The 8,781-nt window shown below is 70.6% G+C and carries 7 protein-coding genes; 4 read left to right on the top strand and 3 right to left on the bottom strand.

What is annotated here, in order from left to right:
- Positions 1 to 72 precede the first annotated feature (72 nt).
- Positions 73 to 576, top strand: a complete 504-nt coding sequence (locus ALMP_RS16415; protein ID WP_264928649.1) for a glutathione peroxidase — start codon at positions 73 to 75, stop codon at positions 574 to 576.
- 67 nt (positions 577 to 643) lie between these two features.
- A complete protein-coding gene (locus ALMP_RS16410) occupies positions 644 to 1,537 on the top strand; it encodes a MerR family transcriptional regulator (protein ID WP_264928647.1) in 894 nt (297 codons plus the stop codon).
- Between the two features lie 125 nt (positions 1,538 to 1,662).
- On the opposite strand, the gene ALMP_RS16405 is transcribed toward ALMP_RS16410, so the two are convergent.
- The 3 genes from ALMP_RS16405 to ALMP_RS16395 form a co-directional block, all read right to left on the bottom strand.
- Positions 1,663 to 1,854, bottom strand: coding sequence for a DUF397 domain-containing protein (locus ALMP_RS16405; protein WP_264928645.1), 192 nt, complete (start codon positions 1,852 to 1,854; stop codon positions 1,663 to 1,665).
- Between the two features lie 186 nt (positions 1,855 to 2,040).
- On the bottom strand, positions 2,041 to 2,910 hold the full coding sequence (locus tag ALMP_RS16400) for a helix-turn-helix transcriptional regulator (RefSeq protein ID WP_264928643.1): 870 nt from the start codon (positions 2,908 to 2,910) through the stop codon (positions 2,041 to 2,043).
- A 419-nt stretch (positions 2,911 to 3,329) separates the two neighbouring features.
- On the bottom strand, positions 3,330 to 4,091 hold the full coding sequence (locus ALMP_RS16395) for a GPP34 family phosphoprotein (protein ID WP_264928641.1): 762 nt from the start codon (positions 4,089 to 4,091) through the stop codon (positions 3,330 to 3,332).
- A gap of 356 nt (positions 4,092 to 4,447) precedes the next feature.
- On the opposite strand from ALMP_RS16395, the gene ALMP_RS16390 reads away from it, so the two are divergent.
- Together ALMP_RS16390 and ALMP_RS16385 are read left to right on the top strand one after the other, a co-directional pair.
- A complete protein-coding gene (locus ALMP_RS16390; RefSeq protein ID WP_375803492.1) occupies positions 4,448 to 6,742 on the top strand; it encodes a D-alanyl-D-alanine carboxypeptidase in 2,295 nt (764 codons plus the stop codon).
- A 170-nt stretch (positions 6,743 to 6,912) separates the two neighbouring features.
- Complete coding sequence (locus ALMP_RS16385) at positions 6,913 to 8,781, top strand: MFS transporter (protein WP_264928639.1); 1,869 nt, start codon at positions 6,913 to 6,915, stop codon at positions 8,779 to 8,781.

Below are 8,781 nucleotides of genomic sequence, written 5' to 3'. Positions count from 1 at the left end.
AGCGCCCCGGCGCCCCAGGCGGCACGCGTGCCCGTGGGTGGCGAGCGGGGAGCGGCGGATAAGGTCGCAGGTATGACTACTGATGCTGGTGCTTCTCCGCTTGGTGTTGAGATCGGGGCCCTCCAGGGCGGATCCGCGGGACTGTCGCAGTACGACGGGAAGGTCGTGCTCATCGTGAACGTGGCCTCCAAGTGCGGGCTGACCCCGCAGTACTCGGGGCTGGAGCGGTTGCAGGAGCGGTACGCCGAGAAGGGGTTCACCGTCCTCGGTGTGCCCTGCAACCAGTTCCTCGGGCAGGAGCCCGGCACCGCCGAGGAGATCGCGGAGTTCTGCTCGGCGACGTACGGCGTGACCTTCCCGCTCACCGAGAAGGTCGAGGTGAACGGGGAGGCGCGGCACCCGCTGTACGAGCGGCTCGTCGGCTTCGCCGACGGTGAGGGGCACACCGGGGACATCCGCTGGAACTTCGAGAAGTTCCTCGTCGGGCGGGACGGGACCGTCGTCGCGCGGTTCTCGCCGCAGACCGAGCCGGAGGCCGCCGACGTCGTCGCCGCGATCGAGGCCCAGCTCGGCTGAACCCGGGTTGACCTTGCCCCTGGGGCAAGCCCGAGTCTCCTCGTCACCGGGCGGAAACGACCGCCCGGTGACGGAGGATGACGTGGTGGACGTACGGGACGACGACGAACTGCTCACCATCGGCGCGTTCGCCGCCCGGGCCCGCCTGTCGGCCAAGGCCCTGCGGCTCTACGACCGGCTGGGCCTGCTCGCCCCGGCGCACGTCGACGAGGCGAGCGGCTATCGCTACTACCGTGCCGGCCAGGTGGACCTCGCCCGGCTCGTGGCGATGCTGCGGCAGCTCGACATGCCCCTCGCGCGGATCGCGGAGGTGGTCGGGGTCGTCGACACGGCCGACGGGGTCGCCGCGGGTGACCGGCTCGCCGCCTACTGGGCCGATGCCGAGGCCCGGTTCGCCGCCCAGCGCACGCTCGCCGAGTACCTCCGTGCCCGACTGTCGGGGAGGAACTCCGAGATGTACGAGAAGTTCGAGATCGAAACGGTCGATGTGCCCGAGCAGGTGGTCGTCACCGAGAGCCGGCACGTCCTGGTGGACGAGCTGCCCGTGTGGATCCCCGCCTCGCTGGGGCGGCTGGAGGAGGCGGCGGCCACCCGGTGCGGGGGCATCGCCGGGGCGCCGTTCGTCGTGTACCACGCCGACGTGTCCCCGGAGAGCGACGGGCCGGTCGAGGCGTGCGTGCCGGTCGCCGACGAGGCCGCGGCGCGGGCCTGGGCGGCGGCGCGGGGGCGGGAGCGGCAGACCGGGGCGCGGGTGGAGCCGGCCCACCGGCTGGCGTACACGCGGATCACGAAGGCTCAGGTGGCGCACCCTCAGATCCTCGCCGCGTACGAGGCGGTGGAGGCGTGGATGAAACGGGAGGGCCTGCGGTACGCCGGTCCCTGCCGCGAGATCTACTTCGCCGACTGGGACGCGGCGGGGCCGCAGGACGCGGTGTGCGACGTGGCGTTCCCGGTGCGGTAGCCGACCGGCGCCGGGCATGAGCCGAGCCCCCTCGGCAAGGACGGCGATCTTGTCGAGAGGGCTCCGTCGGTGGGTGGTGCGGTTCTCGGTCCGGAACCGGGGCGTCGCTCAGAAGGTTCCTCGCCCTACTTCTTCACCGACGCCACGAAGGCGGTCCACGCGTCGGCGGGGAAGGCCAGCTTCGGCCCCTCGGGGATCTTGGTGTCGCCGAGCTCCAGCGCTTCCTCGACGGTCGACCTGACCATCACGCAGGCGCCGTTGGCGTTGGTGTAGGAGGACGTGGTCCACGTTTCGGTGGCGCCCAGAAGGATTGCCATGTTTGCTCCGTTGGCCAGTTGCGCAGTTCGGATTCCGCCAACCGCTGTTGATCGTTGGCGTGATCGACGCTACCGGCCCCTTTCCCCTTTCGGAGCAGTCGTTCACTCTTCTGGATGACATATGCCAAGGGATACTTCCAGCAAGACCGGTGCGGGGTGTACCATGCGTCCCCCTCCCCGGAAAATTCAGCGCACCGCCCCTCGGGCGTACTCCTTCGCCACGTCCTCGATGAGCTGGCGGGACTGGTCCACGTTCAGGGCCTGGGCCCGCAGGTGCTCGTACATCACCGAGTACTTCTGCACGTCGTGCGCCTTCTCCAGATAGAGGTCGCTGGTCACGCCCTCGATGTACACCACGCTGGAGTCGGCCGCGTCGGAGAACTCCAGGATCGAGTACTGACCGTTGAGGCCGGGATGCGCGCCCACGTCGAACGGCAGCACCTGCACGGTGATGTGCGGCCGCTGGGACAGCTCGGCCACGTGCTCCAGCTGTTCGCGCATCAGCTGAGGGCTTCCCACCACCCGGCGCAACGACGACTCGTCCAGGACCACCCACAGCCGCAGCGGGTCCCGCTCGGCGGCGATACGATCCTGCCGACGCATCCGGACCTGGGCGCGCTTGTCGATCTCCGCGTCCGAGGTCTCCGGCGAACTTCCCCTGATGATGGCCTCCGCGTAGGCGCGGGTCTGCAACAGGCCGGTGATGATCTGGGGTTCGTACACCCGCAGCGACTCCGCGTCGGTCTCCAGGCCGATGTACACGCTGTAAGGAATGTCCCCGAACGCGTGCCACCAGCCCTGCTGGCGGGAGTCCTTGGCCATCTGCATCAGCGATTCGACGATCCGCGGATCCTCGACCTCGTAGACTCCGCACAGGTCGCGGACGTCGCGCTGGCTGATGCTGCGGCGGCCGTTCTCCAGGCGGCTGATCTTCGACTGGGACACGAGCAGACGGTCGGCGACCTGTTCGGCCGTCATCCCCTTGTCCTCGCGAAGTTTGCGCAACTCCTGACCCAGCCGGCGTCGCCGGACGGTGGGATTGACATTGGACGCCACGGGACGTGCACCTCCGGCTGCATGCCTGTAACTAACACTTTGCGTATCTGCTGTTGAGCAGACTGCCACCAAGGTGCTTTCTACCGCTGGAAAACGGTGGATATGCGGCTTGCACACGCCAGTACGGGCGTGCCCCCCGAACAGAAGTACCCCATGACATGCGTCCGCGCGGGGCGATGGGGCCGTGCGTCACGGGGACTTGCGGCATCACCGCCCCGCGCGGGCCGCGGCGGCTCCCGAACGGGTTCACGGGGTCTTACAGGATCTTACAGGGGTCCTGCGGTCTCCTACGGGCCTTACGGGTCCTGCGGGCCTTACGGGACAAGCGCGTGGTTCGGGTCGTGCGGGTCGTCCTGCCGTACGGGTCGCACCGGCCGTACGGCCGTCCCCGTCGTCCGGGCGCGTCGCGGGACCGCGGCTCAGTGGGCCACGACGCGCGCCATGGAACCGCGGCGCGGCTGCGCCGGAACACCACGGGCGGGTTCCGGAACGGCCGGCCTGGTGCCCGGTCCGGCCTGACGGCCGGTGGCCTGGGCCGGGCTGCGGCGCGGCTGGGCCACCGCACCGTTCTGGACGTCCATCACGGCGTGCGCGACGAGTCCGCCCATGGGGTCGTGCCGGATCAGATCCCGCAACCGGGAACGCGACGAGCGCCCTTCGTTGCCCGGGTACAGGTGTTTGCCGAGGCCGACCGCGTGCGCGAGCGCGGCGAGCGCCGCGGTCCGCGGGTCCGGCGGCACACCGGTACGGATCGCGGAGTCCAGCCGGGCCCTGATCTCCCGGCTGATCGCCGTGTCCGTCGCCTGGTAGCGCGTCGTCGGCAGCACTCCGCACATCTGGCCCGCCACGGCATGCACCATGCCGCACCGCTCCAGATGCGAGAGGTAGGTCTGGCGGAGCCCGAGACGCGGCCCGCCGATCCAATGGACGGCCCGTACGGGAGCGCCACGCCTTCGCAGCAACTCCAACGCGCAGTCCAGAGTCGGATCTCCAGTCGGCCGTGGGGACACCACGGCGATACGATCCCCGTCTGGGGCTATCCGTCCGGCCAGCGCCAGCTCCACTAGCTGTGCTCCGGCCAGACCAAGGTCGAGCGACTGCGGCTGCGCAGTGGTACCCGTGGTCGGGTCCAATGCCAGCAGCAGAAGCTCCTCCGGAAGTGTTCTGCGGCTCCTGCCCATCCATGCCTCCCCGCGTGGATGAATGACAGGGTGACCCCTCTCACATTCATCTGTCGAGGGTGCGTGACCGGTTCGTAGTGGAACCAGTAGGTATGTCGTTCTCGTCTACCGCAGGAGCCAAGCCCTCTACACAGGACACTGGTACATGGTTCGGACAGCGCCGAAGGCGGTGTCCCGGGCGGCGGTTCATGGTTCGACAGCGCGCGGTGGGCGTGCGGCACATGGAGGAGGCATCGGTGGCGGGCGAGTCCCCCGACAGGTCGAAGCAGCGCGAGTCGTCGGCAGAACCGACGTCGGGGAGCGCGGGCACGGTTCCCGAGGCACGGGATCCGCGGGTCTCGGAGACACGGGGTGGGGTGGATACGGCGACCCGGGTCTTCTCGGTGCGGGAACTGAAGACCGAGACGGACGCCGAGGACTCCGCCGACGAGACCGGGACGACCCGGGAAGCGGAAGCGGCCGAGGAGGCCGACGCGGCCGAGGGCGCCCAGGAGGCCGAGGAGGCCGCCGAGGAGCCCCAGGACGCCGCCGAGGGCGGTGACGAGCGGCTGCGGGCCGCCGTGGCGCAGTGGGTCGTCTCCGCGGACGAGAAGAGCGACGCGAAGGACGCGAAGGGCGACGCGAAGGACGCGGACCGCGCCGACAGCTCCGACGACGCCGACAGCTCCGACGAGCCGGAGGCCGAGGCCGGGACGGAGGACGGGACGGAGACCGAGGCCGAGGACGACGCCAAGTCCGAGGCCAAGCCCGCCTCCAAGCGCGCGCCGAAGTGGGCCACGGCGAACACCGACGACGCCGACGACACCGACGACTCGGACGACCAGGACGCCGAGAACGCCGACGACGCCGACGACGCCGACGACGCCGAGGAGAGCGCGCCCAAGGCCGACAAGAAGGACAAGGGCGACGACAGCGACAAGGCCGAGGACGCCGACGAGTCCGACACGGCCGACGCCCCGGTCGACCAGCCCACCGCCGTCTTCAAGGCCGTACGGCCCGACAAGCCGGCCGTCGACCAGCCGACCACCATGCTGAAGCTGGGCGGCGACAAGGCGAAGCCCGAGACGAAGCCTGAGACGAAGCCCGAAGCCAAACCCGAGCCCGAGGCCGAGGCCAAGCCCGAGACGAAGCCCGAGCCCGAGGCCGAGCGCAAGCCCGAGCCGGAGGGCGACGAGCCCGAGTCGGCCGCCGAGGCCGAGCGGACCAGCGAGCGAACCAGCAAGTTCGTCGCGCTGAAGCCCCTTGACGACCCCTCGACCCGCAAGCCGAAGCCTTCGGAACCCGCGAAGCCCGACACGGTGAGGCCCGCCGCCGACGCCACCGCCGTCGTCCCGCAGATCGGTCCGGAGCGCACGACGCAGCAGCCGCTGCCGCCGAAGCCTCCGCTGGACCTGCTGGCCGAGCTGACGAACACCCCGCCGCCTCCGCCGACCCCGATGCGGACGCTGGCCCGGCGGGTCAAGATCTGGACGCCGCTGGTGCTCCTGCTGGTGATCGTCTTTGCGGTCGTGCAGGCCGTTCGGCCGCTGCCGGCGCCCGAGCTGACGCTCACCGCGAAGGACTCGTACACCTTCGCGGGCAGCAAGCTCTCGCTGCCGTGGCCCGACGAGGGCCAGGGCTGGATGGACGTCGACGGCATCGGCACGATGGACACCTTCGGCAAGCAGACGCCCGTCGCCATCGGCTCGGTGGCCAAGACGATGACCGCGTACGTCGTCCTCAAGAGCCACCCGCTGAAGCCGGGCGAGGAGGGGCCGAACATCACCGTCGACGCCACCGCCGAGACGGAGGGCGGCTACTACAAGGCCGGCGAGTCCACCCTGAACAGCGTCAAGGCCGGCGACAAGCTCTCGCTGAAGCAGGCCCTGTCGGCCGTCATGATCCCGTCCGCGAACAACATCGCCCGGCTGCTGGCCCGCTGGGACGCGGGCTCGGAGGCGGCGTTCGTCAAGAAGATGAACGCGGCCGCCAAGGAGCTCGGGATGACGGCGACGACGTACACCGACCCCTCCGGGCTGAAGGAGACCACCGTCTCCACGGCCGAGGACCAGGTGAAGCTCGGCAACGCGGTCGTGAAGAACCCCGCCCTCGTGGCGATCACCAGCGCGGCCAGCTGGACGGACCCCTCCGGCACCTACTTCTCGAACTACAACGAGCTGCCCTTCCTCATGGGCGCGATCGGCATCAAGACCGGCTCCACCACCGCGGCCGGCGGCAACCTGCTCTTCGCCTCCCGCAAGGAGGTGGGCGGTGAGACGGTCACGATCGTCGGCGCGATCCTCGGCCAGCACAAGCCGACCATCCTCAAGACGGTCAACCGGGTCAGCCGGACGGCCCTGACCGCCGCCCAGAACGCGCTGATCTCGGCGAAGACCCTGAAGAAGGGCGACGTGGTCGGGTATGTGGACGACGGTCTCGGCGGCCGCACCCCCGTCGTCGTCACCGAGGACGTCACCAGGGTCGGCTGGGCCGGGCTGACGACGAAGCTGTCGTTCGCCTCCGGTGAGGTACCGCACACCGCGAAGGCCGGCACCCAGGTGGGCACGCTCACGGTCGGCGACGGCTCCGGCGGAGCGGTGAAGGTGCCGGTCGCCCTCCAGGCGGACCTCGTCGAGCCGGGCTTCTCGGACAAGCTGACGCGCATCGGCTGAGCCGCGCGCCCTGGACGCCTCCTACCGCACCCCGCCGGGCAGCCGCTCGGCGGGGTGCGTGCTAGCGTCGCGAAACGGGACAGGTCGGCGGTCGCGGCGACGCGGCCGTGAAGCGGGCGCGAACGGGACGCGGCCGAGAACAAAAGACGGGACACGGGGAGTGCCTTCAGGTGGCCACTGCGGAGCCGACACGCGCCGACGACACCGGTCCGGGCCCGGACACCGGCCCGCGGGCAGAGCTGCCCGCACCGCCCGCCGGTGACCCGGAGCCCGACCCCGGCATGCCGGGACCGCCCCCCGCGACCTCCCGAGTGAGAATCGCCGCCGGCCAGGTCGGCGGATGGCTGCGACGGCACCTCGTGCTGACCATGACGGCCCTGTCCGGCGTTCTGCACCTCGTCTGGTTCTTCACGTTCGCGAACAGCGGTGGGGACCTGGCGGCGCAGGACGCGTGGGCCGAGTTCGTCGGCCGGCACCCCGACTCGGCGTACAACCTCGCCTGGTACGGCGGGATGCACCCGGTGTCGTACAGCGTGGTGTCGCCGTATCTGATGTCCGTGCTCGGGGTGCGGACGACGATGATGATCGCCGGGACGCTGTCGGCGGGGCTGCTGACGCTGATCCTGCTGCGCTGCCGGCCGGTGCGGAACCCGGTGTGGCCGGCGCTGGCGGGGGTCTTCGCGCTGCTGTGCAACGCGGCCTCGGGGCGGGTGACGTTCGGGCTGGGCAACATGTTCGCCCTCGGGGCGGTCGCCGTCGTCTTCTGCTGGCCGCACCGCTGGCGTTACAAGCGGTGGGCGAAGGCGCTGTGCGCGGCGCCGCTCGCCGCGCTCGCCACGATGGGGTCGCCGGTGGCGGGCCTGTTCGTCGGTCTGGTGGCCGTGGCGCTGTTCCTGCAGAAGCGGCGGCCGGGCGCCTGGGCGCTGGGGCTCGCGCCGAGCGCCGTCGTCGCGGTCTCGGCCTGGCTGTTCCCCTTCTCCGGCACCCAGCCGATGTCGTTCGGCTCGGCGTCGATGCCGCTGCTGTTCTCGGTCCTCGTGTACTTCGTGGTGCCGCGCGACTGGAAGACGGTACGGATCACGGCGGCGGTGTACGGGCTCGCCGTGCTGCTGGTGTGGGTCATCAACTCGCAGATCGGCTCCAACATCACGCGGCTGTCGATGCTGTTCGCGGGTGTGGTGCTGATGGCGGCGCTGCCGTTCGCGGTGCCGCGCAGCCGCAAGTGGTACGTGATCGTCCTGGCGTCCGCGACGTTCGTCGGCTGGATCGGCTACAAGTCCGTCGACGACATCGTGCGCACGACACCCGCCGCGTCCTGGGCGCGTGAGCTGGCGCCGCTGGTCAACGAGTTGCAGGAGGTCGGCGCGGAGAAGGGCCGGGTGGAGGTCGTCCCGGCCCGCTCGCACCGCGAGGCCTCCGCGCTCGCGCCGTACGTCAATCTGGCGCGCGGCTGGAACCGGCAGGCCGACATGGGGCGCAACCCGCTCTTCTACGACGACACGCTCAACTCCGCGAACTACCGCGAGTGGCTCCAGCGGTGGGCCGTGCACTTCGTGGTCGTGCCCAAGGACGAACCGGACGGGGAGGGCGCGCAGCGGGAGCGGGAGCTGGTACAGCGGGGGCTGCCGTATCTGAAGCAGATCTGGGGCGACGCCAACTGGCAGCTGTTCCGGGTCACCGACCCCGCGCCGCTCGCCGAGCCGAACGCGGTCGTGCAGCGGGCGGCGCAGGGGGAGATGACCATCGATGTGAGGAAGGCGGGGCGGATCCTCATCCGTATCCCGTACTCGCCGTGGCTGAGCCTGGTCGACGCGGACGGCAAGGCGTTGGAGCCGCCGCGGGAGACGGAGTCGTCCAAGGAGCGTGCCGAGGGCGAGCCGAAGACGTACGACAACGTCGACGGCTGCCTGTTCGAGACGGAGAAGGACGCGGAGGGCGACCAGTGGACGATGCTGGTGGCGCCGAAGGCGGGGACGTATCGGCTGGCGGCGCCCTATCAGTGGTCCCGAGGCACGCCGTGCCCGGACGAGCTGAAGTGA

The sequence above is a fragment of the Streptomyces sp. A012304 genome (assembly GCF_026008495.1).
Classification (GTDB): domain Bacteria; phylum Actinomycetota; class Actinomycetes; order Streptomycetales; family Streptomycetaceae; genus Streptomyces.
The sequence above is the reverse complement of the archived record's forward strand: the minus strand, read 5'-3'. Positions and strand labels throughout refer to the sequence as shown.